This is a genomic window from Rhodococcus pseudokoreensis, from assembly GCF_017068395.1.
Lineage (GTDB): Bacteria > Actinomycetota > Actinomycetes > Mycobacteriales > Mycobacteriaceae > Rhodococcus_F > Rhodococcus_F pseudokoreensis.
This window is the reverse complement of sequence record NZ_CP070619.1, coordinates 6,417,413-6,439,673: the sequence shown is the minus strand read 5'-3', so window position 1 is coordinate 6,439,673 and position 22,261 is coordinate 6,417,413. Positions and strand designations below refer to the sequence as shown.

The following is a 22,261-nucleotide window of genomic DNA, read 5'->3' as shown; positions in this document are numbered from 1 at the left end:
GGGCGCGCCGCACTATCCTTGACGACCATGGCCATCCTCCCCATCCGGATCGTGGGCGACCCGGTATTGCACGAACCGACCGAGACGGTGTCCCAGTCACCTGCGGAACTCGCAGACATCATCGCTGACATGTACGACACGATGGACGCCGCCAACGGCGTCGGGCTCGCCGCCAACCAGGTCGGCCTGCCGCTGCGGTTGTTCGTCTACGACTGCCCGGACGTCGACGAGACCGGAAAGCCGTTCCGCCGCCGGGGCTGCGTCGTCAACCCGGTCCTCGAGACGTCGGAACGACCCGAGACCATGCCGGACCCGGACGACGACGTCGAGGGCTGCCTGTCGGTTCCCGGCGAACAGTTCCCCACCGGCCGGGCCGAGTGGGCGAAGGTCACCGGCACCGACGCCGACGGCAACGCCGTCGAGATCGAGGGACGCGACTTCTTCGCGCGCATGCTGCAGCACGAGGTCGGTCACCTCGACGGTTTCCTCTACGTGGACATGCTGGTCGGCCGCAACGCACGCGCCGCCAAGAAGACCATCAAGCGCGCCGGCTGGGGAGTTCCCGGGCTCAGCTGGGTGCCGGGAACGGTCGAAGACCCGTTCGGGCATGACGACTGACATTCCGCTCGGAAGCCGGGTGGTGCTGCGTTACCAGTTGCCGCCCGGTTCCAGCCATCCGATGACCGACGTCATCGGGGTGCTGGAGAGCGTCGAGCCGGTCGTGGTCGTCCGCGACGCGGCCGGCTCCGCGATCGAAGTGGAGCCGGAGCGGGTGGTCGCGCTGAAGGCGGTCCCCGCGCGACCCGTGCGGGCGAGCGAGATCCGGTCCCTCGAACTGGCCTCCGCCGACGGCTGGCCGGGGATCGAGCATGCCTGGATCGACGGCTGGCTCGCCCGGTACGGCCACGGCTTCACCGGACGCGCCAACTCGGCGGCGCCGCTCGGCGACCGCGGGTCGGTCGGGAGTCTGGACGACCCCTCTCCCGGAGGCACGCTCGACCGCCTGCGCGAGTGGTACGCCGAACGGGACCGCCCGCTGCGGTTGCTGATCCCCGATCGCCTGGGCGAGGTGCCGCTGGGCTGGAACGTCAGCGACGAAGTGGTCGTGATGGCCGCCGACGTCGACAACCTGGCGCTGCCGGAGGGTCCGCGGACCACGACCGTCACCGATCACCCCGATCCGGATTGGCTCGCCCTGTACCGCTACCGCGGGTCCGCGCTGCCCGACTTCGCGGTCGACGTGCTGAACGCGGTCCAAGGCGGGATGCTCGGCTTCGGCCGGATCGGCGCCGCCGACTCGGCGCTCCTCGCCGTCGCCCGCGGATCCGTCACGACCGCGCCCGACGACCGCCGATGGGTCGGACTCACCGCGGTCGAGGTGGCGCAGGACCACCGCCGCCGCGGAATCGGCAGCCTGATCTGCGGCGACATGATCAATTGGGGACGCGAGCACGGCGCGACCCACGCGTGCCTGCAGGTCGCCGTCGAGAACGAGGGTGCGCAGGCGATGTACCGGAACGTCGGCTTCGTCGCGCACCACCGGTACCGCTACGCCACCGAACCCGGCGGCTGAAAATCTGTCGGCCAGTGCCGCTAGGGTGGCTGCCGTGCGCATCGCAACCTGGAACGTGAACTCTGTTCGTGCCCGTACCGACCGGATCCTGGACTGGCTCCAGCGGTCCGACGTCGACGTGCTGGCGATGCAGGAAACCAAGTGCAAGGACGAGCAGTTCCCGTACGAGCGGTTCCGCGAACTGGGGTACGAAATCGCGCACGTGGGCCTCAGCCAGTGGAACGGCGTCGCGATCGCGTCCCGCGTCGGCCTCGACGACGTGCAGATCGGCTTCGAGGATCAGCCCGGTTTCCACAAGGACCCGGAGGTCGCCCCCGCGCAGGAAGCCCGCGCGATCGGCGCCACCTGCAACGGCGTCCGCATCTGGAGCCTGTACGTCCCCAACGGCCGTGAGCTCGCCGATCCGCACTACACGTACAAACTGGAGTGGCTGGCGAAGCTGCACACGGACGCGGTCGGATGGCTGGACCGGAATCCGGACGCGCAGATCGCGCTGGTCGGCGACTGGAACGTTGCGCCCACCGACGAGGACGTCTGGGATCCGGCGCTGTTCGAGGGCAAGACCCACACGTCCGCCCCCGAGCGGGAGGCCTTCCAGGCGTTCGTCGAATCGGGATTCGCCGACGTCGTCCGGCCACACACCCCCGGTCCGGGTGTCTACACCTACTGGGACTACACCCAGCTGCGGTTCCCGAAGAAGCAGGGCATGCGCATCGACTTCGTGCTCGGGTCGCCCGCCCTCGCCGGCCGTGTCGACAAGGCCGAGATCGACCGCAACGAACGCAAGGGCAAGGGCGCCAGCGATCATGCGCCCGTCATCGTCGACCTCGGCGACTGAGGCGCAGCAACCCGAGACGAACGGCGCCCCCGGGGTCTAGTCGGCGACCAGAATGTCGAGATGCTCCGGGTTCAGCGCCACGTAGCGCCGGACGTACGTGCAGATGGGGCGCACCTTCCAGCCGCGCCGGCGCGCCGACCCCAGCGCCTCACGAACCAAGACTGCGGCGAGACCGCGGCCACCGAGGTCTTCCACGATCACCGTGTGCATGAACGCGACGACCTCGCCGGGCCTGGCGGTGAACCCGGGGATGTCGTCCTCGTCGCGATAGCCGAGGATGCCGACCAGCTCGTCCCCCAGCCACAGATCGAATCGTTCGTGGGCAGGGTTGTCGAGTACGCGAGCATCAGCGGCAGTGATGCTCCCCGACGGCTCGGGAACGTTCGAAATGTGATCCATGCCACTCATGGAAACAGTTCCCGGGCGGCCTCGCGAGTGGAATCACCGGCCCCGGAACCGTTTCGTTGCCGACGAGTGGTCGATTCGTGTCCCGGCCGTCAGGCCTCCACCGGGACCACGAGGTCGCGGTACTCGGGATGCCCGGCGACGAAGCGCTGCACATAGGTGCACACGGGCCGGACCTTCCAGCCGTACCCGCGAGCGAGGTCGAGGGAGCGCCCCACCATGAGTGCGGCGAGTCCGCGGTGACCGAAGTCCTCCACGATCACCGTGTGCATGAACGAGACCACCGGAGCCTGACGCCCCCGGCCCCTCTGTCCCGGCGGCCGGGCCACCACGCCCACTCCCGCGCCCGCACCCGGCGGGGTGTCCGCGAGGGCGAAATACCCGAGGATGCCGACCAGGTCACCACTCAGTCGGAGTTCGAATCGGTTCTGATCGGCGTTGTCGATCACGTCCACAACCTGCGCGTCCGTCAGCATGGCTATCTCCTGGGGGTATGTGTCGTAATCGAAATGTGATGTTCATCACCCTTTATACCGATGCACGGAACCGCTGTCCAAGTTTCCCCCGAATGTTTCACTCACAGAGATCTCGGTTACAGTCTCCGGGACAACTACACATCCACGGGGGCTCGCACCAGCGGGCTGAGAGGACGGCTAGGGGCCGTCGACCGTCGAACCTGTCCGGGTAATGCCGGCGTAGGGAGCATCATCGATGAGCACAACCATATCTACAGCCACGTCCGTCACCACGGGACCGATCCAGGGCAGCACCAAGCAGTACCTGCAGTCGGGCGACGACATCCGGGTGCCGGTCCGGCGCGTTCACCTCACCAACGGTGAGCACCTCGACGTGTACGACACGTCGGGCCCGTACACCGACGCGGACGCCACGATCGACCTGGACGCGGGGCTTCCGCACCTGCGGGCGCCGTGGATCGCCGACCGGGCAGGCACCCAGCTCGACGCCGCCCGCGCCGGAACCGTCACTCCCGAGATGCGGTACTGCGCAGCACGAGAGGGTGTTTCACCCGAGACGGTGCGCGTCGAGGTCGCGGCGGGTCGCGCCGTGATCCCGGCCAACCGCTGCCACCCCGAACTCGAGCCGATGATCATCGGCAAGGCGTTCGCGGTCAAGATCAACGCGAACATCGGCAACAGCGCGGTGACGTCGTCCATCGCGGAAGAAGTCGAGAAGATGGTGTGGGCGACGCGGTGGGGCGCGGACACCATCATGGACCTGTCCACCGGCAAGAACATTCACGAGACCCGGGAATGGATCCTGCGCAATTCGCCGGTGCCCGTGGGAACCGTGCCGATCTACCAGGCGCTGGAGAAGGTCGGCGGCGATCCGACGGCACTCACGTGGGAGATCTACCGCGACACCGTGATCGAGCAGTGCGAGCAGGGCGTCGACTACATGACGGTCCATGCCGGGGTGCTGCTCCGCTACATCCCGCTGACCGCACGCCGGGTCACCGGCATCGTCTCCCGCGGCGGTTCGATCATGGCGGCGTGGTGTCTGGCCCATCACCGGGAATCGTTCCTGTACACCCACTTCGACGAACTCTGCGAGATCCTCCACCGCTACGACGTCACGTTCTCTCTCGGTGACGGTCTGCGCCCCGGGTCCATCGCGGACGCCAACGACGAGGCGCAGTTCGCGGAGCTCCGCACCCTCGGCGAGCTCACGAAGATCGCGAAATCGCATGGCGTGCAGGTGATGATCGAAGGTCCCGGGCACGTGCCGATGCACAAGATCGTCGAGAACGTGCGGCTCGAGGAGGAGTTGTGCGAGGAGGCGCCGTTCTACACGCTCGGACCGCTGGCCACCGACATCGCACCGGCGTACGACCACATCACGTCCGCGATCGGGGCGGCGATGATCGCGCAGGCCGGTACCGCGATGCTCTGTTACGTCACCCCCAAGGAGCACCTGGGGCTGCCGAATCGGGACGACGTCAAGACCGGGGTCATCACGTACAAGATCGCGGCGCACGCCGCCGACCTCGCGAAGCAGCATCCGCGGGCGCAGGAACGGGACGACGCGCTGTCGAAGGCCCGGTTCGAGTTCCGCTGGCACGACCAGTTCGCGCTGTCCCTCGACCCGGACACGGCGCGGGAGTTCCACGACGAGACGCTGCCCGCCGAGCCGGCGAAGACGGCCCATTTCTGCTCGATGTGCGGCCCGAAGTTCTGTTCCATGCGGATCTCCGCCGACGTGCGGGAGTACGCGCAGCAGCACGGGCTCGATTCGATCGAAGCCATCGAGGCGGGCATGGCCGAGAAGTCGAGCGAGTTCGTCGACGCAGGTGGCCGCGTGTATCTGCCCGTAGAATCCGTCACCTCAGAGAATCGGTAAGGTCCCCTTCGTGAAGCTGCTGCCCCTGACCCCTGACGGCCAGACCCCCGTCCGCGTCCTCACCATCGCCGGCACCGATTCCGGCGGTGGCGCCGGAATCCAGGCGGACTCGCGGACGATGGCGCTGTGCGGCGTCCACGCATGCGTCGCGGTCGCCGCGGTCACGGTGCAGAACTCGGTGGGCGTCAGCGGTTTCCACGAGATTCCGCCGGAGACGGTGGCCGCGCAGGTGCGGTGCGTCGTCGACGACATCGGGGTCGGGGCAGCGAAGACGGGGATGCTCGCGTCGACGGCCATCATCGAGGCCGTCGCCGCCGTGTGCACCGAGGTCGGGATCGGCCGGGACCAGCCGGTCCCGCTGGTCGTCGACCCGGTGTGCGCGTCCATGCACGGCGATCCGCTCCTGCACGCCGAGGCGCTGGACGCCGTGCGGAACACGCTGATCCCGATCGCCACGGTGGTCACCCCGAACCTCGACGAGATCCGGTTGATCACCGGCATCGAGGTGATCGACGACGCGACCGCGCGCCGGGCCGCGGAGGCGCTGCACGCGCTCGGCGCGCAGTGGTCGATCGTGAAGGGCGGGCATCTCCGGACGTCGGCGTCGAGCACCGATCTGCTGTTCGACGGCGACCGGTTCCTCGAGTTCAGCAGTCCCCGGATCGACACCGGCAACGACCACGGCGGCGGCGACACCCTCGCGGCCGCCATCGCGAGCGCGCTCGCCCACGGGTGGTCCGTGCCCGACGCGGTGGCGTTCGGCAAGGAGTGGGTCACCAAGTGCCTGGAGGCGTCGTACGACCTGGGCGCCGGTCACGGCCCCGTCTCCCCGCTGTGGCGCCTGCGGCACCCGTGAGTACTTGTTAACGTCCGGCGGTTAACAAGTACTCACGGGCGGCGGAGCCGCAACCGCCAGATACCGAGGTCGGAGGGCACTCCGCTGGGGGCGGGGGCAAAGAAGGCGCGCCGCCACGGCTTGACCCCGACCCCCAGTTCGTCGAGGGTGCCCGGCTGCAGGCTCGACAGCGTGGCGGACGACGCCATCACGTTGCCGTCGCCGCCCAGTTCCATCATGCGGGCCGCGACGGTCACGTCGACACCGAGCCAGTCGCTGCCGATCTGCCGGGGCGAACCGGTATGGATGCCGACGCGCATGCGGGGGCGGTAGCCGTCCACCTCGACCTCCGCGAGCGCTTCCTGTGCGGCGAAGACGGCGTCGATCGCGCGGTCCGGGCTGGAGAAGACGGCCATCACACCGTCGCCCAGTCGTTTCACCACGTGCCCGCCCCGGTCGACGATCGGGGTCTCGACGGCTCGGGCGACGTCGCGCAGCAGGGCGAGCGTGGCGCCGTCGCCGGCGGGCAGTGACCAACTGGAGAATCCGACGAGGTCGGTGAACACGATGGTCACCTCCTGCGTTCCCCGCCCGCGTCCGGTGCGCTCGAGCAGTGCCTGCCACACCTGCAGCGCGCCGAGGCTCATCTCGCGGGACGCGCCCGGCTGGTGGTCGAGGAAGCGGTCGGCGACGCGGGCGATGGCCCGGGCGCTTCCGGGGCCCGCCGTGGACAGTGGATCGCCGAACGCGGGATCACCGGGGAGCGCGCGACGAACCTTCCGTAGCCCTTCGATCAGCTGCGGCTGCCGGTTCACCGACCCCACCCAGCCCAGCACCTTGTCGCCCCGTTTCGGTGTCTGCGCAGCGCCCGGCTCGGCACTGTTCTCTTCGGCGGGGTCGTCGCTCACGGGAGTAAGAGTAACTCAGCGTCACATGCACAAACGCGTGACAAATCGGACATCACTCGGTGGCCCGCGCCTTCTCCCGGTCCGCACCGATGGGGACTCCGTTCGGCCCCGTGAGCGACTCCGCGTACACCCCGACGGCATACGCGACCGCGGCGGCATTCTTGGCGAGCGCGGCCCGGTCCACGTTCTCGAGGGTATCGGTCGCGCTGTGGTAGTTCTTGTCGTACACGACACCCGGGGTGCCACCCCACTTCTGCGCCTGCTCGGGGGTCTTCGTCTCGTCGGCGCCGCTGAATACCCCGCCCGACGGGATGCCGTGCTCGATGAACGGGCCGTAGTCGGAGCGGCCGTCGAAGTCCGTGCCGTCCGCGGCGACGCCGTTGCCCTGGAGGAACTCGGTGAACGTGCGCTCGATGCCCGCGGAACCCTCGGGTCCGGGGCCCTCGCCGACGTTGTCGGAGTTGTCGCCGTCGTAGGCCAGGTAGCCGGCGTTCTCGGAACCGAGCATGTCGAAGTTCAGGTACAGCGCGATGTCGTTCCGCTGCTCCTCGCTGAGGCTGTCGACATAGGCCTCCGACCCGAGCAGACCCAATTCCTCGGCGCCCCAGAACGCGAAGCGCACGGCGTTGTCGACGTCGGGCGAACCGCCGAGTTGCACAGCCGTTTCGAGGGTCGCGGCGACGCCGGTGCCGTTGTCGTTGATGCCGGGGCCGTCGGGGACGCTGTCCAGGTGGGCACCGACCATCACGACGTCGTCCGTCGAGCCGGTCTTCGTCTGCGCGATGACGTTGCGCGCGGTGCTCGACTCGGTGGTGGTGTCGAGCGTGAGCGTGACGTCGCCCCCCGCCTGTTCGAGCGCGGCGCCGTCCGCCTTGCTCACCCCGCCCGTGGGGACCTTGCCCACGTCCGGGTCGCCGAGGGTGCCGCCGCTCATCGGTCCGTCCTCGTTGTTGACGACGATCACGCCTGCGGCGCCGCGCTCGGACGCCACCTGCTGCTTGGCCGCGAACGGACACACCCCCCGGTTCACGAGGACGATCGCCCCCGTCACGTCGAGGCCGTCGTAATCGGTGACCTCGCACCCCGGACTGTCGTCCTTGCGAGCGGGCACCAGGCGGGCGGTGAGCCCCTGCGGACCGGTGGACGGCGAATACGACAGCGCCCGGACGTCGAAGTCACGGTCGCCGGACCGCAGGGCCTCCGTGTTCACGTCGAACTTGTGGAATTCGAATTCCGGGGTCTGGACGTCGAAGCCCTTGTCTTCCAATGTCTGTGCGACGTAGTCGACGCTCGCGTCGTAGCCGGAGGTTCCGGCCGCGCGGTTGCCGTCGTTGCTCTCGGCGATCGTCTGCAGTTGCTCGAGGTGCCCCACCACACCACTCTCGGTGACCGAGGCCGCGAGAGCGCTCGCGTCGACCGGCGGCGAATCGGGTTCACTCGTCGACGAACACCCGGCCAGGACCATCGCACCGGCCACTCCGACTGTGAAAACTCCCCGTAGTCGCATGTCGGGAGCCTAACGCAGAAGCACCTGTGGGCCGGCGCGAATGGATTTCGCACCGGCCCACAGGCTCCCGCCCCACCGTCACCCTCAGCCAGGTCTCCCGACGATCACCTGGCGGAGAAGCAGGGCGAGAACACTGTATCGGGTGTCAGGCGTCGCGCTTGTTGACGACCACCAGTCCGGCCCCGAAGATCACGAACACGAACACCGCAAAGTACACGAGGCTGCCCCACGGGCCCCAGTGGAAATCGACTCCCTGCGGCGCCCCCAGGAAATTGTTGGCGTTGAGGAACGGCAGGAACGGCATGATCTTCTGGCCGAACGAGCCGAACAGGTTGAACAGGCTCTCGATCAGCAGCGGCCACAGCAGCAGCAGGGCGATCGCGCCCGCGGACTGACGCAGCAGGGTGCCGACTCCGACGGCGAGAACCACGCACAGGAACGCGTAGATCGGGACGCCGTAGATCGACCGCCACGCGTCCGCACCGGTCAGGGTGAGTGCCGCTCCCGCCTCGTCGCCTGCCGTCGCCTTCGCGATGGCGTACGCGCCGAACGTGAGGACGAACGTCAGCACGGCGCCGAACGCGCCGATCAGGCCTGCCTTCGCGATCAGGACGGACGCCCGGTTCGGGATGGCCTGGAACGTGGTGCGGATGACCCCGAACCGGTATTCGCTGGTCACGGCGAGCGCGGCGAGGATCATCAGGACCAGCACGCCGAATCCGGACACACCGCCCACGGCGTCCGCCATCTGCGGCAGGAACGGATCGAAATCGGGTTGCCTACCGTCCGCGATCTGGTTGTTGAAGGAGTTGATGCTGGCCTTCGCGCTGAGCCCGATGACTGCGGCGAGGCCGAGTCCCAGCACGATGATGATGACCGTGCACCACCACGGCGACCTCGTCGACGTGATCTTGATCCGTTCGGCATTGAGAACAGCCATTACAGTGCACCCCTCATCACATCTTCGACGCCCTCTGCGTGGTACTGCACGTCGTCTCCGGTCAACTTCATGAAGGCGTCTTCCAGCGATCCGCGCTGAGATGCCAACTCGTGCAGGACGATGCCCTGCGAACCGGCGATCCCGCCGACGACGTCCGTCGACGAATCCACCACGACGAGCGCCTGCTGCCCGTCGGATCCGTCCTCGCGCACGGTGAGCCCGTTGGACGTGAGCGCGCTGCGCAGCGCGTCCAACTGTGGGCTCCGCACGCGCACCGTCGATTCCGAGGACTTGCTGACGAACTCGGACACGGTGGTGTCGGCGATCAGCCGGCCGCGGCCGATGACCACCAGATGTTCTGCGGTGAGCGCCATCTCGGACAGCAGGTGGCTCGACACCAGCACGGTGCGGCCCTCGGCGGCGAGGCGCTGCATGAACTTCCGGATCCAGACGATGCCCTCCGGGTCGAGCCCGTTCACCGGCTCGTCGAACAGCAGCACCTTCGGGTCGCCGAGCAGGGTGGCGGCCAGGCCCAGTCGCTGGGACATGCCGAGCGAGAACCCGCCGGCCTTCTTCCCCGCCACCTCGGTGAGCCCGACGAGGTGCAGCACCTCGTCGACGCGGCTCTTCGGCAGCGAGTTGGACGCCGCCATCCACTGCAGGTGGGCGCGGGCCGAGCGGTTGGGGTGCACCCATTTCGCGTCGAGCAGGGCCCCCACCGTCCGCAGCGGCTGCACCAGGTCGCTGTACGGTTTGCCGTCGATCAGCGCGCTGCCCGCCGTGGGGCGGTCCAGCCCGAGGATCATGCGCATCGTCGTCGATTTGCCTGCACCGTTCGGGCCGAGGAAGCCGGTGACCATACCCGGCTTCACGTTGAACGTCAGGTTGTCCACCGCCTTCGTCGCACCGAAGGTCTTTGTCAGTCCCCTCACTTCAATCATGATGAGAAGGATGCCGGAACCTGCGGCCGGCGCGCATCGGCCGCAGGTCTACTCCCGACTCGTCCCCTGGTACCGGTCGGACCCTGAACCAGACCCCGACGCGACCCCGAGATCTACGACGACGCCTGCGCCCAGAACCGCTTGGGGATGCGGCCGGCGTGACGTGCCTCGTATCCCGCCACCACGGCCCCGCGCATCGCCGACGCCATGAGCGCCGGATCCTTCGCCCTGGTCACCGCGGTGGCCAGCAGGACGGCGTCGCAGCCGAGTTCCATCGCGAGGGTCGCGTCGCTGGCGGTCCCGATGCCGGCGTCGAGGATGACCGGTACCCCGGCACCGTCCACGATCATCTCGATGTTGTGCGGGTTCGCGATACCGAGCCCGGTGCCGATCGGCGAACCCAGCGGCATCACGGCCACGCAGCCGACGTCCTCGAGCCTGCGGGCCAGCACCGGGTCGTCGGTGGTGTACGGCAGGACGACGAACCCGTCGTCGACCAGTTGCTCGGCGGCGCTGACCAACTCGATGGCGTCGGGCATGAGGGTGCGTTCGTCGGCGATGACCTCGAGCTTCACCCAGTCGGTTTCGAGCGCCTCCCGGGCAAGTTGCGCCGTCAGCACCGCCTCCGCCGCCCCGCGACAGCCCGCGGTGTTGGGCAGCGGCGCGATGTCGAGCCGGCGCAGCAGATCCAGCACCCCGGTGCCGCCGACGGCGTCGACGCGGCGCATCGCGACCGTGGTCAGCTCGGTGCCGGACGCGACGAGCGCCTCTTCGAGCACCGTCAGGTTGGCGGCGCCGCCGGTGCCCATGATCAACCGTGAACCGAACGTGCGGCCCGCGATCGTGAGGCCCTTCTGCACGCCGGGCGTCGTGTCAGCCACCCTGCACCGCCGTCAGGATCTCGATCTCCCAGCCCCGGACCACGAGCTCGTCCCACCGGGCGCGGGGGAACACGGCGCCGTTCACGGCCACCGCGATGCCCTTGGTCGGCAGGTTCAGCGCCTCCAGCAGCCCGGTGACGGTCAACGGTTCCGTGAACTCGTGATCCTCGCCGTTGACGCTGATGCCGATCGGCACCACTACTTGCTGCTCACTCATCTCTACCTCGCTACTTTCTCGAACCGTTCGGGGTCGGCGGCCTTCGCCTCGACCAGTGCCGAGCCCTCCAACAATGCCACCGTCGCGTCGGCGGTCACCGGGGTGAGCAGAATGCCGTTGCGGCCGTGTCCCGTCGCCACCACGACCCGATCGGACACCCGGCCGATCAGCGGCAGGTTGTCCGGGGTCATCGGACGCAGACCCGCCGAGATCTCCCGCAGTTCGTACTCGCCGATGGCGGGCATCAAAGCCTCCGCATCCGCGATCAGATCCCGCACACCGGCCACCGTGACCTGCGTGTCGTTGCCCGATTCGTACTGGGTGGCGCCGACGACGATGCCGTCGGCACGCGGCACCAGGTACGCGGGCCTGCCGTGGACGCTGCCGCGGATGGTCCGGCCCGGCGCGGGTGTCACCCCGGGACGGGCCCGCAACCGCAGGATCTCGCCCTTCACCGGGCGCACCGGAAGTCCCGGCCACAGTGCCGGTGACGCGACGCCCGCGGTGACGACGATCTGGTCCGTGCCGAGGCCGTCGAGACTGCGCACGGCCTCACCGATCAGCTCCACCCCGGCGTCGACGGCGCACTTCTGCAACGCCTGCAGGAGCAGCCTGTTGTCGACGGCCAGTTCGTCGACGGCCAAGAGCCCCAACCGGACTCCGCGACCCAGCATCGGCTCGAGCGCGCGGACTTCGGCGCGATTCAGGATCTGCAGATCCCGGCCCTGCGCCCCCACCCACTCGGCGATGGTCCGGAGGTCTTCGGCGTCGGCGCCGTCCAGCGCGACGGTGAGCGAACTCTCCGACGTGAACAGGTCGACGCCGGCCCCGGCCTCCAGTTCCTTCCCGAACTCGGGCCACCGGTCGAGCGACGCGCTCCCCAGTTCGAGGACGCTCTCCTCACCGGGCCAGCCCTCGGACAACGGGGCGAGCATGCCGCCCGCCACCCAGGACGCTCCCGAACCGATCGACGGGTCGTACAGCTTCACCGACCAGCCGTTGCGGGCTGCTCGCCACGCAATCGACAGGCCGATCACTCCGCCTCCGACGACGGATACCGATCTCGCCATTGAACTCCACCTCACTTCCTGCGCCGGCATGATCCGGGTCAGGTATGACGGTCGGGCTCGGCGTGAGCCCCTCTCAGCCCCACGTTCCCCGGGACTCCCGTGTTGCACTTTCACCGTAGAGGCTACCGTCATGCCGTGACCACCTCGCATCACAGCAACCTCACGGACCGTCGGCGCCGCCTCGGAACAGCACGTTTGTACCTGTGCACCGATGCTCGGCGCGAGAAGGGCGACCTGGCGCAGTTCGCCGAGGCCGCGCTGTCCGGCGGCGTCGACATCATCCAGCTCCGCGACAAGGGCTCGGCCGGTGAGAAGAAGTTCGGCACGATGGACGCCAGGGACGAACTGGCGGCACTGTCGGTGCTCGCGGCCGCGGCCAGGCGGCACGGGGCGCTGCTCGCCGTCAACGACCGGGCCGACATGGCGCTGGCCGCCGGCGCCGACGTCCTGCACCTCGGTCAGGGCGACCTGCCCGTCCCCTACGCGCGGACCGTGGTGGGTTCGGACGTCCTGATCGGCCGGTCCACGCACAGCCGCGCACAGGCCAGCCTCGCGGCGATCGAGGACGGCGTCGACTACTTCTGCACCGGACCGGTGTGGGCGACGCCCACCAAGCCCGGGCGGACCGCGTCGGGCATCGACCTGGTGCGCTCGACCGCCGACTCCGCACCGAACCGCCCGTGGTTCGCGATCGGCGGCATCGACGAGTCCCGGGTTCCGGAGATCCTCGCCGCGGGCGCCGACCGCATCGTCGTCGTGCGGGCCATCACCGAGGCCCGCGACCCGCAGGCCGCCGCGCGCTCACTGTCCGCCCTGCTGCAGCAGAACGCGTAGTTACGCCTGCGCGAGCCAGTCGTGCACCGTGGCGGGCGGCAGGATCACGACGGTGGCGGGCAGCTGTTCGATCAGGTGGGGGTCGGTGGTGACGACCGCGGTCACCGTTCCCAGTGTGGTGCCGTGACCTGCCGGTTCGGCGAGGCGACCGACCGTGTCCAGTGCCTCGAGCACCTCGACCCGCGGCAGCCACCCGTAGGTGCCGTCCGGCAGGTGCACGGTGCGGGGCAGTGCCCTCGACAGCTGCGCCGGCGCGCCGCGCTCCCCCAGGACGTCGTGCCGGTCGAGCAGCAGTCGCACCTCGGTGGTGCGTAGTTGCGGCCACCCCGCTTCGAATCCGGGGTGCAGTGGCAGCCCGGCGACGTCCGTTTCCCGCACCCAGCGCAGTTCGGTGCTCTCACCGTTCGCGACGGTGGGCAGCGGGCGCTCGGCGTCGGCGATCACCGTGGTGTAGCTCCAGCCGCTGGCGGCTTTCATGGTGACGACCTCGGTGCGGACGCGGATCGCCGCGCTCTCGATGCCGGCTTCCTCGTGCGCCTCGCGCACCGCGGCGTGGGTGGTGGTCTCGTGGCTGTCCCGGGCACCGCCGGGCAGCGCCCACGTCCCGCCCTGGTGGCTCCAGGCCGCACGGTGCTGTAGCAGCACGGCCGGCGTCTCGTCCGGGAGCGGCGCACGCAGCAACAACCCGGCCGCACCGTGCTTGCCCCAATGACGACTGCCGTCCGGCCCGGTCGCCCAGCCGTCACCGTCACCACGCATCGACTACCCCTGTCCGACCTGATGGGTCTCCCTGCAGTTCCCTCACACTAACGGTTTCTGCCGGAAGTGCCCGATATCCCCAGTCACCGACTCCTGCTTATATGCTCCCCACAAGGTGCGGCCGTGACACGGGAGGGGTGCGAGGTGGTTCTGCGTGAGGCGCCGTCGATCGAACCCCACGGCAGCCGCGCCCTGTCTGCCGCCGCGGACGACGACGTCGACCCCGCCGTCGCACGTCGTAAGGAACTTCGCGCATTCCTGGCGTCAACCCCAGCCAAGCTCACCGCCCTCGGCACGCTCCTGGTGCTGTTCACCCTGACCGCCGGTCTCGTGGCCGCGTCGTCGGTGAACAGCAGGGAGGCCACCCTCGACAGCGTCCTCGCCGAGACCGAACCGCTGTCGTTCTCAGCGCAGAACCTCTACAGCGCCCTGTCGGTGGCGGACGCCGCGGCGACGACGGCGTTCATCTCCGGCGGTCTCGAACCCCCCGAACTCCGGGACACGTACGCGCAGGCGCTCGGCACTGCCTCCTCCGACCTCGTGTACGCGTCCGGCGGGCTCGCCGCCGGCGACGTGGACAGCAGGCGCCTGCTCGCCTCCATCTCCACCGACCTCAGCGTCTACTCCGGTCTCGTCGAGACGGCGCGGGCCAACAACCGCACCGGTCATCCCGTGGGCGCGGCCTACCTCAGCGAGGCGTCGGCGCTGATGCAGACGAGCATGCTGCCGAAGGCCCAGGAGTTGCACGCCCGGCAGGAAGCGGACGTGGCGGACATCCAGCGGGACTACTCCCGTCCGCCGTGGACGGCGCTGATCCTGGTCCTCGTCGCGCTCGTCGCGCTGCTCGTCGCGCAGGTCGTCCTCGCGCGGCTCAGCAGGCGCACGTTCAATCTCGGGTTGATCCTGGCGTCGTCGTGCACCGCGATCCTCCTGGTGTGGATGCTGGTCGCCGGGGTGGTCTCCTCCCTCGACACGAAGCGCGCGCTGACCCAGGGTGCCCGCCCGATGCACGAGTTGACCGCGGCGCGCATCCTGGCGCAGCAGGCGCGCACCGAGGAGACACTCAAACTGGTCCGCCGGGATTCGAACGGCGACTACGACGCCGTCTTCGAGGACAAGTCCGGTCAACTCGACACCCTGCTGTCGGGCTACCCGCACGACGGCGACCGCGCGGTCGGCCACGACGAGGTGGCGCGGGCCGAGGAGGCCTGGAACAACTGGTCGTCGGCGCACGATCGCATGAACGAGATTCTCGCGAAGGGCGACTTCGTCTCGGCGGCAACGGTCGCGATCGGGCCGGGACCCGCGGATTCCGCGGCCCAGTTCGATGCCGTCGACGACGCGCTCACCGACGGCATCGGGACCGCCCGCGACCATCTGAGGTCGAACGTCGAATCCGCGGCCCGGGTACTGACCGCACTCGGCTCCGGCGCCCTCGTCCTCACACTCGTCGCGCTCTGCGGAATTATCATCGGATTGTGGCCCCGGTTGAGGGAATACCAGTGAGGCGGCACCGGATCGCGCTGGTGCTGCTGGCGACCACGTTGCTGATCGGCGGGTGCGCCGAGGCCGCCCCGGAGCACGTCGGATCGCCGAGCATGTCCTACACCGAACCCCCGCTTCCCGCGGCCGCGGCACCGGCCCCCGAGACCAGCGCCGCCCCGCCTACTCCCGAGAAGGACTGCGGCGATCCCACCGCGAGCCTGCGCCCGTTCCCCGACACCGACACGCCGATGCCGACGGTCGACGCCATCCGCGCGCGCGGACGTCTCGTCGTCGGACTCGACACGGGCAGCAACCTGATGAGTTTCCGCGATCCCGCGACCGGCGCCATCGAGGGCTTCGACGTCGACGTCGCCCGGGAAATCTCGCGGGACCTGTTCGGCGACCCGAACCGGCTCGACTACCGCATCCTCACGTCGGCGAATCGTGAGAAGGCGCTGCAGGAGTCGATGGTCGACATCGTCGCGAAGACGATGACCATCACCTGCGACCGCAAGGAACGGGTGGCGTTCTCCTCCGAGTACTTCGCGGCGCAGCAGCGAGTTCTGGTCGTGAAGGGCTCCCCGATCCGCAGCGCCGCCGACCTGGACGGAAAACGGGTCTGCGTCGTCCGCGGCACGACGTCGCTGACCCGGTTGCAGAAGGTCGCGCCGACCGCCGAGATCCTCACCGTCCCCATGTGGTCGGATTGCCTGGTGGTCCTGCAGCAGCGGCAGGTCGACGCGGTGACCACCGACGACACGATCCTCGCCGGCCTGGCGTCCCAGGACCCGTACCTCGAGATCGTCGGGGACAGCATGGGCGCCGAACCGTACGGCATCGGCATCACCAAGACGAACGAGGACCTCGTGCGGTTCGTCAACCGCACACTCGAACGGATCCGCGGCGACGGAACCTGGACCAGAATGTACGACCGGTGGCTGTCGGTGCTGGGCCCGTCCCCCGCCCCGCCGTCCGCCGTGTACCAGGACTGAGGGGACGCATGCCGCAACATTCGAAGAACCCCGAGTCCACCGACCCGGACCTCGCCACCCAGGCCGCCGTCCGGGAAGAACTGGACCAGGCCACGCAAGCCGCGGTCCGGGACGAACTGGACGAGGCCACGCAGGCAGCGGTTCGGGAAGAACTGGACGAGGGGCCGGTCACCCAGGCTGCTTCGCCGACGTCCCGGCCGTCCGGTGCGTCCGGTACCGGTCGCTCGACGCGCTCACCGCGCACCCGGTCCGGGCAGCGCCTGCGTCTCGGCGGCGGACTCGTCGAGGTTCCGGTCGTCAAGACACTCGACCCGGCGTCGGCGGTGATGACCGACCCGAAGGTCCCCGAGGCCAAGCGCTTCTGCTGGAAGTGCAACAAACCGGTCGGCCGCAGCGGCCCCACGTCCGAGGCCTCCGAGTTCGGTCTGTGCCCCTCGTGCGGAGCGACTTTCGACTTCCGGCCGCTCCTCGACCCGAACGACCTCATCGGCGGCCAGTACGAGGTGCAGGGCTGCATCGCGCACGGCGGCCTCGGCTGGATCTACCTGGCCATCGACCGCAACGTCAGTGACCGGTGGGTCGTCCTCAAGGGGCTGCTGCACTTCGGCGACGCCGAGGCTCAGGCCGTGGCGGTGGCCGAACGTCAGTTCCTCGCGGAGGTGGCGCACCCGAGCATCGTGAAGATCTTCAACTTCGTGGAGCATCCCCGGGCGGACGGCACCCCGATGGGCTACATCGTCATGGAGTACGTGGGCGGTCATTCACTGCGCGACGTCCTGTCGACGCACACCCGGCCCGAGCGCATGCCGGTCGAGCAGGCCATCGCGTACGTGCTCGAAATCCTTCCCGCACTGGCCTATCTGCACTCCACCGGTCTGGTGTACAACGACCTCAAACCGGACAACGTGATGGTCACCGAGGACGCCCTGAAGCTGATCGACCTCGGCGCCGTCGCCGGCATCGAGGACTACGGGTACCTGTACGGCACGCCCGGGTATCAGGCGCCGGAGATCGTCAGGACCGGCCCGACCGTGGCCTCCGACATCTACACGGTGGGGCGCACACTAGCGGTGCTGACGCTCGACATGCCGTCCGAGAAGGGCCGGTACCTCGACGGGATCCCGTCCCCCGAGCAGGCGCCTGTGCTCGCGGAATACGAGTTCTTCCATCGACTCCTGTTGCGCGCCACCGACCCCGATCCGAGCAGGCGTTTCGCGTCCGCCGAGGAGATGTCCGGTCAGCTCACCGCCGTACTCCGCGAGGTACTCGCGCAGCAGACCGGCGAGGAGCATCCCGGGCTGTCGACCGTGTTCAGCAAGCAGCGAACGACTTTCGGCACGGACGATGCGGTCGAGCAGACGGACGTGTACGTCGACGGCATCGAACGGGACAGGAATCTCGACCCGCTGTCGGTGGCGCAGGCGCTGGCGGTGCCGCTGATCGATCCGGCCGATCCCAACGCCCAACTCCTGGCGGCCGCGGTGCACAGCGAACCGCAGCAGACCCTGGATTCCATTCGGCACGCCCGTGAGAACGGGATCGAGCGGGTCGTCGACGACCTGGGCGTGTCGTTCTCCCGGGAACTGACCCTCGCCGAGATCAAGGCGCACCTCGACCTCGGGGACGCCGCCACCGCCACCACACTTCTCGGCGACGTGGAGGCAGAGATGGGCGGGAACTGGCGCGTCGACTGGTACGCCGGACTCGCGACTCTGATCGACGGCGAGCACGAGACGGCGTTTTCCCGGTTCGAGTCCGTGCTGCAGGCGATGCCCGGTGAGACGGCTCCCAAACTCGCGCTGGCGGCCACCGCCGAACTGATTCTGCAGCACTGCGAAAGCTCCGATTCACACCGGTGGCGGACGTTCGCCGAGACGTACTACCGGACGGTGTGGCGCACCGACCACAGCCTCGTGAGTGCCGCATTCGGGCTGGCCCGGCAACTCACCGAACGCGGTGATCTGCCCGGCGCCATCGCCGCCCTCGATCAGGTTCCCGCGACGTCCCGGCACTTCACCATGGCCCGGATGACGAGTGTGCTGATGCTGCTGTCCGGCAGGCCGATCGAGGAAATCGACGAGGTGGCGCTGCGCGAGGCGGCGCTCCGCGTCACCGCGCTCGCACCCGAGGAGAGCCGGGCGCTGCAGATGCGCACGCTCGTACTGGGCACGGCGCTGGACTGGATGCGTGCCGGTCACACGTCGGAGACGGAACTCGAGCAGATCCTGGGTGTGCCGTTCACCGAACGGGGACTGCGCACGGGCGCCGAGGCCGGTCTGCGCGCGCTGGCCCGCAACGCCCCCGAACGCACCCACCGGTACACGCTGGTGGACCTCGCCAACGCCATCAGGCCCAGGAGCCTGCTGTAACGCTCAGGCCCCGATCAGTTGCACCGCCGCACGGGCGATCGCCAACTCCTCGTTGGTCGGCACGACCAGCACCTGGACGTCGGACTCGTCCGCCGAGATGCGGCGGGCGTCCCGGGAACCCGCGCGGTTGCGGTCGTCGTCGACGACGATGCCGAGCCGGCCCAGCCCCGCCAGACTGTCGCGGCGGATGTCGACGTTGTTCTCGCCGACTCCCCCGGTGAACGTGATGACGTCCACGCCACCCAGTTCCACCAGGTAGGCGCCGATGTACTTGCGGAGCCGGTGCACGTACACGTCGTAGGCCAGCGCCGCGTCCTCGTCGCCCTCGCCGACGAGTGCCAGCAGCGCCCGGAAGTCGTTGACCCCGGACAGCCCCTTGAGTCCGGAATGGCGGTTCAACAAGTCGTCGATCTGATCGACGCCCATGCCGCTGCGATGCAGGTGCAGGATCACTCCGGGATCGACGTCGCCGGACCGCGTGCCCATGACAAGTCCCTCGAGCGGAGTCAGGCCCATGCTCGTGTCGACGGCCAGTCCCCCGCGGATCGCGGACGCCGACGCGCCGTTCCCGAGGTGCAGCACAATCTGATTCAGCTCCGACAGGTCCCGGCCGAGGAACTCGGCCGCCCGCCCCGACACGTACTGATGCGAGGTGCCGTGGAAGCCGTACCGCCGGATGGCGTGGTCCTGCGCGACGTTCCGGTCGATCGCATACGTCGACGCCTCCGCAGGCAGGGTGTGGAAGAACGCGGTGTCGAACACTGCGACGTGCGGGATGTCCGGCAACTCCTCCCGGGCCACCTCGATACCGATGACGTTCGCCGGATTGTGCAGCGGCGCAAGGGTCGAGAGGTCCGATATGGCCTGCACCACGGCGTCATCGACGATCGTGGGTTCGTAGAAGACGTCGCCGCCGTGGACGATGCGGTGTCCGACCGCGACGATCCCCGCCTCCCTCAGCGGGCGACCCACCTCGGCGACGATGTCCGACACCATCTTCAACCCCGCGCGGTGGTCGGCGATGTGGACGTGACGCTCCGCCAGCCCGGTGCGGTGGTGGTACACGATGCGCCCCTCGGGTTCCCCGATCCGCTCGATGAGCCCGGACGCCGACGACTTCCCGGTGTCCGGGTGGATCAGCTGGAACTTGATCGACGACGAACCGGAATTGACCACCAGGACGGAACCTTCGCTGCCTTCGCTCACTGCTCTGCTCCCTGTGCCTGGATCGCCGTGATGGCCACGGTGTTCACGATGTCCTCGACCAACGCGCCTCGCGACAGGTCGTTGACGGGTTTGGCGAGCCCCTGCAACACCGGCCCGACCGCTATCGCACCGGCACTGCGCTGCACCGCCTTGTACGTGTTGTTGCCGGTATTGAGGTCGGGGAAGATGAAGACCGTCGCCTTGCCCGCCACCTCCGAACCGGGCATCTTCTTGTCGGCCACGCTCTGCTCGATGGCGGCGTCGTACTGAATGGGGCCTTCCACCAACAGGTCCGGCCTGCGCTCGCGGACCAGTTTGGTCGCGGAACGCACCTTGTCGACGTCCGCGCCGCTGCCGGAGTCGCCGGTCGAATACGACAGCATCGCGATGCGCGGATCGATGCCGAACTGGGACGACGTCTGCGCCGAGGAGATCGCGATGTCGGCCAGCTGTTCGGCCGTGGGGTCGGGCACCACCGCGCAGTCGCCGTACGCGAGCACCCGGTCGGACAGGCACATCAGGAACACACTCGACACGGTCGACACACCCGGTTGCGTCTTGATGATCTCGAACGACGGCCGGATGGTGTGCGCCGTGGTGTGCGCGGCGCCGGAGACCATGCCGTCCGCAATTCCCAAGTGCACCATCATGGTTCCGAAATACGAGATGTCGGTCATCACCTCGCGGGCGCGGTCCACACTCATGCCCTTGTGGGCGCGGAGCCGCGCGTACTCCTCCGCGAACGGACCGGCATGTTCGGACGTCCGCGGGTCGAGGACCTGAGCTTCCGCGAGGTCGACACCGAGTTCCGCCGCGCGGCGACGCACCTGCACCTCGTCGCCGAGAATGGTCAGCTGCGCCACCTGCCGTTGCAGCAGCCTCCCCGCCGCCCGCAGAATGCGGTCATCGGCGCCCTCCGGGAGCACGACGTGCTTGCGGTCCCGGCGCGCGCGGTCGATCAGCTGGTACTCGAACATCTGCGGAGTCACCACCGACGGGATGGGCAGCTTCAACCGCTCCAGCAGTGTCGGCGCGTCCACCCGGAGTTCCATGACACTCAGGGCGGTGTCGATCTTGCGCTGCGAGCCGACCGCCACCCGGCCACGGGTCTGCGCGGCCGCACTGGCCGTGTCGAACGTGCCCAGGTCGGTGGTGAGGATCGGCAACCGCGGCCTCAGGCCGGCCATCAGCTTCGCGATCGCCGGGTGCGGCACCAGCCCACCGTTCATGATGATGCCGGCCAGCGACGGGAACCCCTCGGCCTCATGCGCATTCACCATCGCCAGCAGCACGTCGGACCGGTCGGCCGGGGCGATCACCACCGTGCCCTCCGTCAGCCGTTCGAGAATGTGCTCGGCCGTCATCCCGCCGACCAGCACCCGCAGCGCTTCGCGGTGCAGTAACTCGGGGTCGCCGCTGAACAGGCTGCCGTCGATCGACTCGAGAAGCTCGGCCATGGTCGGTGCGACCAGCAGCGGGATCTCGGGCAGGCTCCACGCGGGCACACCGGTGGACGCCAGCGCGTCGGTGACGGCGTCGAGTTCGTCGGGGTTGCATCGGTTGGCGACCACGGCCAGCAGGTGCGCGTGGTGGGCGGTCAGTTCACCGATGGCGAGTTGGGCGAGTTGCGCCACCTCCTCGGGGGTGCGCCGGACTCCCTTCACGGCGAGCAGCACCGGCGCACCCAGGTTCACGGCGATCCTGGCGTTGTAGCCGAGTTCGCTCGGGCTGGCCACGTCGGTGTAGTCGCTGCCGATCACCACCACGGCATCGCACTGCGCCGCCACCTGGTGATACCGGGCGACGATCTCGCTGAGCGCACCCTCAGGGTCGGCGTGGACATGCTCATACGTGACCCCCAGCGACTCGTCGTACCCGAGGTCGGCCGTCGTGTGCTCGAGGAGCAATTCGAGGATGTAATCGGTCTCCTCCGTCGACCGAGCGATGGGACGGAACACACCCACCCTCGCCGCCGACGCACACAGCATCTGCAGGACACCCAGCGCGATGGTGGACTTTCCGGTGTCCCCCTCCGGTGAGGCGATGAAGATACTCGACGGCTGAGGACGTGCAGGTGGATTCACGGGCGAAGGTGTCGCGGGCGCAGCCATGGCCATAGCGTATCCGGACGCCGACTCCGGGT

21 protein-coding genes and 2 riboswitches are annotated in these 22,261 nt (G+C 68.9%); of the genes, 9 read left to right on the top strand and 12 right to left on the bottom strand.

Annotated features, from left to right (window positions below):
- The first annotated feature begins 27 nt into the window (after positions 1 to 27).
- The 3 genes from JWS13_RS34500 to JWS13_RS34490 are packed head-to-tail and all read left to right on the top strand — an operon-like array spanning position 28 to position 2,411.
- On the top strand, positions 28 to 618 hold the full coding sequence (locus tag JWS13_RS34500; protein ID WP_087558902.1) for a peptide deformylase: 591 nt from the start codon (positions 28 to 30) through the stop codon (positions 616 to 618).
- Positions 608 to 1,573, top strand: coding sequence for an N-acetylglutamate synthase, CG3035 family (locus tag JWS13_RS34495; protein WP_206009915.1), 966 nt, complete (start codon positions 608 to 610; stop codon positions 1,571 to 1,573). Before JWS13_RS34500 ends, JWS13_RS34495 begins: the two co-directional genes overlap by 11 nt.
- 34 nt (positions 1,574 to 1,607) lie before the next feature.
- Positions 1,608 to 2,411: an exodeoxyribonuclease III gene (locus JWS13_RS34490; RefSeq protein WP_206009914.1), complete on the top strand. Its 804-nt coding sequence runs from the start codon at positions 1,608 to 1,610 to the stop codon at positions 2,409 to 2,411.
- A 36-nt stretch (positions 2,412 to 2,447) separates the two neighbouring features.
- Here JWS13_RS34490 and JWS13_RS34485 read toward each other — a convergent pair whose 3' ends face one another.
- Both JWS13_RS34485 and JWS13_RS34480 read right to left on the bottom strand, forming a co-directional pair.
- Complete coding sequence (locus JWS13_RS34485) at positions 2,448 to 2,810, bottom strand: GNAT family N-acetyltransferase (RefSeq protein ID WP_206009913.1); 363 nt, start codon at positions 2,808 to 2,810, stop codon at positions 2,448 to 2,450.
- Positions 2,811 to 2,908: 98 nt separating this feature from the next.
- Complete coding sequence (locus JWS13_RS34480) at positions 2,909 to 3,292, bottom strand: GNAT family N-acetyltransferase (RefSeq protein WP_087558906.1); 384 nt, start codon at positions 3,290 to 3,292, stop codon at positions 2,909 to 2,911.
- Positions 3,293 to 3,426: 134 nt separating this feature from the next.
- Positions 3,427 to 3,535: riboswitch (TPP riboswitch) on the top strand.
- Between JWS13_RS34480 and thiC the strand changes: the two genes are divergently transcribed.
- Together thiC and thiD are read left to right on the top strand one after the other, a co-directional pair.
- Entirely contained in the window at positions 3,528 to 5,174 is a 1,647-nt protein-coding gene (gene thiC / locus JWS13_RS34475) for a phosphomethylpyrimidine synthase ThiC (protein ID WP_206009912.1), read from the top strand. (Overlaps the previous riboswitch by 8 nt.)
- A gap of 10 nt (positions 5,175 to 5,184) precedes the next feature.
- Positions 5,185 to 6,030, top strand: coding sequence for a bifunctional hydroxymethylpyrimidine kinase/phosphomethylpyrimidine kinase (gene thiD / locus JWS13_RS34470; protein WP_124396018.1), 846 nt, complete (start codon positions 5,185 to 5,187; stop codon positions 6,028 to 6,030).
- Between the two features lie 32 nt (positions 6,031 to 6,062).
- Here the strand turns inward: thiD and JWS13_RS34465 are convergent, their stop codons facing one another.
- The 7 genes from JWS13_RS34465 to thiO form a co-directional block, all read right to left on the bottom strand.
- Positions 6,063 to 6,917, bottom strand: a complete 855-nt coding sequence (locus JWS13_RS34465) for an adenylate/guanylate cyclase domain-containing protein (RefSeq protein ID WP_206009911.1) — start codon at positions 6,915 to 6,917, stop codon at positions 6,063 to 6,065.
- Positions 6,918 to 6,969: 52 nt separating this feature from the next.
- Complete coding sequence (locus tag JWS13_RS34460) at positions 6,970 to 8,424, bottom strand: M20/M25/M40 family metallo-hydrolase (protein ID WP_206009910.1); 1,455 nt, start codon at positions 8,422 to 8,424, stop codon at positions 6,970 to 6,972.
- Positions 8,425 to 8,569: 145 nt separating this feature from the next.
- Complete coding sequence (locus JWS13_RS34455; RefSeq protein WP_124396016.1) at positions 8,570 to 9,364, bottom strand: ABC transporter permease; 795 nt, start codon at positions 9,362 to 9,364, stop codon at positions 8,570 to 8,572.
- Positions 9,364 to 10,305 carry an ABC transporter ATP-binding protein gene (locus tag JWS13_RS34450; RefSeq protein WP_005251715.1) on the bottom strand — a complete coding sequence of 314 codons (942 nt, stop codon included), beginning with the start codon at positions 10,303 to 10,305 and terminating at the stop codon, positions 9,364 to 9,366. Before JWS13_RS34450 ends, JWS13_RS34455 begins: the two co-directional genes overlap by 1 nt.
- Positions 10,306 to 10,418: 113 nt before the next feature.
- Positions 10,419 to 11,186, bottom strand: a complete 768-nt coding sequence (gene thiG, locus JWS13_RS34445; protein WP_179220279.1) for a thiazole synthase — start codon at positions 11,184 to 11,186, stop codon at positions 10,419 to 10,421.
- Positions 11,179 to 11,403: a sulfur carrier protein ThiS gene (gene thiS, locus JWS13_RS34440; RefSeq protein WP_012689107.1), complete on the bottom strand. Its 225-nt coding sequence runs from the start codon at positions 11,401 to 11,403 to the stop codon at positions 11,179 to 11,181. The genes thiG and thiS overlap by 8 nt, the downstream gene beginning before the upstream one ends.
- A 2-nt stretch (positions 11,404 to 11,405) precedes the next feature.
- Positions 11,406 to 12,473, bottom strand: a complete 1,068-nt coding sequence (thiO, locus tag JWS13_RS34435; RefSeq protein WP_206009909.1) for a glycine oxidase ThiO — start codon at positions 12,471 to 12,473, stop codon at positions 11,406 to 11,408.
- Positions 12,472 to 12,584: riboswitch (TPP riboswitch) on the bottom strand. It overlaps the preceding gene by 2 nt.
- Positions 12,585 to 12,608: 24 nt before the next feature.
- Between thiO and thiE the strand changes: the two genes are divergently transcribed.
- Positions 12,609 to 13,307: a thiamine phosphate synthase gene (gene thiE / locus JWS13_RS34430; protein WP_072948505.1), complete on the top strand. Its 699-nt coding sequence runs from the start codon at positions 12,609 to 12,611 to the stop codon at positions 13,305 to 13,307.
- Here the strand turns inward: thiE and JWS13_RS34425 are convergent, their stop codons facing one another.
- Positions 13,308 to 14,066, bottom strand: a complete 759-nt coding sequence (locus JWS13_RS34425; protein ID WP_206009908.1) for an NUDIX hydrolase — start codon at positions 14,064 to 14,066, stop codon at positions 13,308 to 13,310.
- A 123-nt stretch (positions 14,067 to 14,189) separates the two neighbouring features.
- Here JWS13_RS34425 and JWS13_RS34420 point away from each other — a divergent pair, with 123 nt between their 5' ends.
- Genes JWS13_RS34420 through JWS13_RS34410 form a run of 3 tightly spaced genes read left to right on the top strand, consistent with a single transcriptional unit; the run spans position 14,190 to position 18,912 of the window.
- The gene (locus JWS13_RS34420; protein WP_206009907.1) at positions 14,190 to 15,572 is read left to right on the top strand and encodes a hypothetical protein; all 1,383 of its coding nucleotides are present in this window, start codon (positions 14,190 to 14,192) and stop codon (positions 15,570 to 15,572) included.
- A complete protein-coding gene (locus JWS13_RS34415; protein WP_206009906.1) occupies positions 15,569 to 16,543 on the top strand; it encodes a glutamate ABC transporter substrate-binding protein in 975 nt (324 codons plus the stop codon). Before JWS13_RS34420 ends, JWS13_RS34415 begins: the two co-directional genes overlap by 4 nt.
- A gap of 8 nt (positions 16,544 to 16,551) precedes the next feature.
- A complete protein-coding gene (locus JWS13_RS34410) occupies positions 16,552 to 18,912 on the top strand; it encodes a serine/threonine-protein kinase (protein ID WP_206009905.1) in 2,361 nt (786 codons plus the stop codon).
- Positions 18,913 to 18,915: 3 nt separating this feature from the next.
- On the opposite strand, the gene JWS13_RS34405 is transcribed toward JWS13_RS34410, so the two are convergent.
- Both JWS13_RS34405 and pta read right to left on the bottom strand, forming a co-directional pair.
- Positions 18,916 to 20,118: an acetate kinase gene (locus tag JWS13_RS34405; protein WP_206009904.1), complete on the bottom strand. Its 1,203-nt coding sequence runs from the start codon at positions 20,116 to 20,118 to the stop codon at positions 18,916 to 18,918.
- Positions 20,115 to 22,235 carry a phosphate acetyltransferase gene (gene pta / locus JWS13_RS34400; RefSeq protein ID WP_206009903.1) on the bottom strand — a complete coding sequence of 707 codons (2,121 nt, stop codon included), beginning with the start codon at positions 22,233 to 22,235 and terminating at the stop codon, positions 20,115 to 20,117. The genes JWS13_RS34405 and pta overlap by 4 nt, the downstream gene beginning before the upstream one ends.
- Between the last annotated feature and the right edge of the window lie 26 nt (positions 22,236 to 22,261).